Source organism: Legionella sp. W10-070, from assembly GCF_900640175.1.
Lineage (GTDB): Bacteria > Pseudomonadota > Gammaproteobacteria > Legionellales > Legionellaceae > Tatlockia.
Genome location: NZ_CAAAJC010000051.1, coordinates 1 through 2,553, shown reverse-complemented (window position 1 = coordinate 2,553; position 2,553 = coordinate 1). Strand labels below are relative to the sequence as shown.

Sequence of the window (2,553 nt, the reverse complement as noted above, 5' to 3'; positions counted from 1 at the left end):
ATCAAATCAATGTGGTTGGGATTTCAAGCTCTAGGAATTGCTGCAGAAATGTTCAAAAATGTTTTGTCAATAAAAACTTAGGGCCAATTGGAAGCATAAAGCGCGGGAAGCGGGCAGTTTAAGTTGAAATGTCAACAGACTCTATCTACCGCAGAGTTAAGCTCCAGCTTCACAAGGTCGACTAGAGTGCAATCAGCCTCCTCAGAAGAGAGAGAAGATGTTAATTGCTTAAGCCGTTGTGTCATTCGTTCAATAGTATTTGGATCGGTTAATAACTCATTTAAAATTCGGCTTAATTCTTTGGCATTACAATCGTACTGAAGCAATTCTGGCACAATCATTTCATTTTTTAACAGGTTACATAAACCCAGGTATTTCACCTTAATCACTTTGGTTGCGGCAATGTAGGTTAATAGAGAGGATTTATAAATAATACACATCGGCTTTTGCTGTAAAGCGCATTCCAGAGAAGCAGTACCAGAAGCAACAACGACACAATCGCTGCAGGCTACAATCTGGGTTGCTTTCCCTGATATAAAAGAAATTGGAAGATGTGTGTTATTAAAGTATGACTTTACACTTTCAAGGCTCAAGCTTCCAGCAATGGGAATGACGAAGTGTAAATCCCTATGCTCACTGGCAAGAGTTTTTGCGGTTTCAACAAGCACCGGCAGATGCTTTTCAATTTCATGGGTACGGCTTCCCGGCAGCATGGCAACAATGCGTTTGTCTGTCGGTAAATTTAAATCAGCGCGCAGTTCTTCCTGATTGGAACAATCGTATACTTTATCTACCAGGGGATGGCCTACAAAAGAAACGGGGACTCCGGCCTGCTGATAGATTTTTTTCTCAAAGGGGAGAATCACTGCCATTCGATCAATATTGGCTTTAATCGTCCTAATGCGGTTCGCTTTCCATGCCCAGATTTGCGGACTAATATAGTATAAAATGCGGATGCCCAGCTCTTGTTTAGCAAATTTTGCCAGCCTTAAATTGAAACCAGGATAATCAACAAGAATCAGCAAGTCAGGCCTGGTTGCTTTAAGGTGTGAGGTAATTTTCTTAAAAGCCTTTTTAATAACTTGCAGGTGGCGAACCACCTCGGAAAGACCAGTAACACCATATCGAGCCAAATCGCTAATCAGGTCAACGCCTGCTTCCTGCATATGGCGTCCCCCGATCCCACTAATCTGCAGGTTGTTGTCCCAGGTACTTAACTGCTTTACCAAGGCGGCAGCATGAATATCTCCAGATTCTTCACCTGCAATAATGACAATACGCTTAGATGGCATTTCTGAAATTCAAATTATTATTAATCAACGAAGTAATTTGCGCTGCTACTGCAAGCGCGTCGCGTCCTTCCTCTCCGGTTACCAATGGTTCAGTATTATTTTGAATGCTGGATACAAAGGCTTTTATCTCTTCCAGCAGCGCGTCTCCTTTTTCAAAAATTGATTGATGACGTGTAATCTCGGGGATACCGGGAAACATTTCACCTTCTCCCTTTTGAAAGACAGCAAATTGCTTATTTTGAAAGTCAATGGAAATATAGGAGTTAGGTTGAAATATTCTTGTCTTACGTTCAGTTTTAAAGCTAATCCGGCTAGCCGTTACGTTTGCAACGCAATGATTTTCAAAAACCAGGCGAGCATTGGCGATATCAATTGATTTGGATAAAATAGGGGCGCCCTGGGCATCGATATTTACAATGGGGCTTTTTACAATGGTTTGAATAATGTCAATATCGTGAATCATCAAATCAAGAATTACATTGACATCAGTGCCCCGTGGATTAAATGGTGCCAAGCGCTGGGATTCAATAAAAAGCGGCTGCTCAAGATGAGCATCAAGTGCCAGACGAGCCGCATTGAATCGTTCCAGATGTCCTACCTGCAATTTGGCTTGATGCCTCTTTGCCAGATCTATTAATTCATTCGCTTCTTCAACGGTTTCGGTAATCGGTTTTTCAATAAGCACATGAATGCCTTGTGCAAGGCACTCTTTGGCAATTTGATAATGCTGGCTGGTAGTGGCAGCAATACTGACTGCATCTACTTTTCCAAATAAGTCATGGTAGTTAGTATAAGCAGGCACATCAAGTTCTTCGGATACGTTAATACAGGTCTCCTCATTTGCGTCACAGACCGCTACCAGGTCAGCGTTTGGCAGCATCTGATATTTTTGCGCATGAAAACGCCCCAGGTAACCTACCCCGATCACAGCACATCTTGGATTATTCATATATACAACGTTGATAATAATTTGTACGTATGATCTCATTTTCAAGAATATAAATCAATTTAATACCAGCATTAGGTGCGATTAAAACTGCGGTTTTTCCTTGAGAGTGGCGCCGGATGGCGCGCCAGTAAAATCCGGGGTATGAGTTTATTGTCAAGTCGCGATGCTGCTGGAATTTGTTGACAATTGGAGTCAGAGCCTACTTTCCGCGCTTTATGCTTCCAATTGGCCCTAAGTTTTTATTGACAAAACATTTTTGAACATTTCTGCAGCAATTCCTAGAGCTTGAAATCCCAACCACATTGATTTGAT

At 41.8% G+C, this 2,553-nt stretch carries 2 protein-coding genes; both read right to left on the bottom strand.

Features of this window, described 5'->3' with window-relative positions; translation table 11 throughout:
- Positions 1-131: 131 nt before the first annotated feature.
- A complete protein-coding gene (gene lpxB, locus E1O65_RS12360; protein WP_133133898.1) occupies positions 132-1,292 on the bottom strand; it encodes a lipid-A-disaccharide synthase in 1,161 nt (386 codons plus the stop codon).
- Positions 1,282-2,241, bottom strand: a complete 960-nt coding sequence (locus E1O65_RS12355) for a Gfo/Idh/MocA family oxidoreductase (protein WP_133133897.1) — start codon at positions 2,239-2,241, stop codon at positions 1,282-1,284. Before E1O65_RS12355 ends, lpxB begins: the two co-directional genes overlap by 11 nt.
- Positions 2,242-2,553 lie beyond the last annotated feature (312 nt).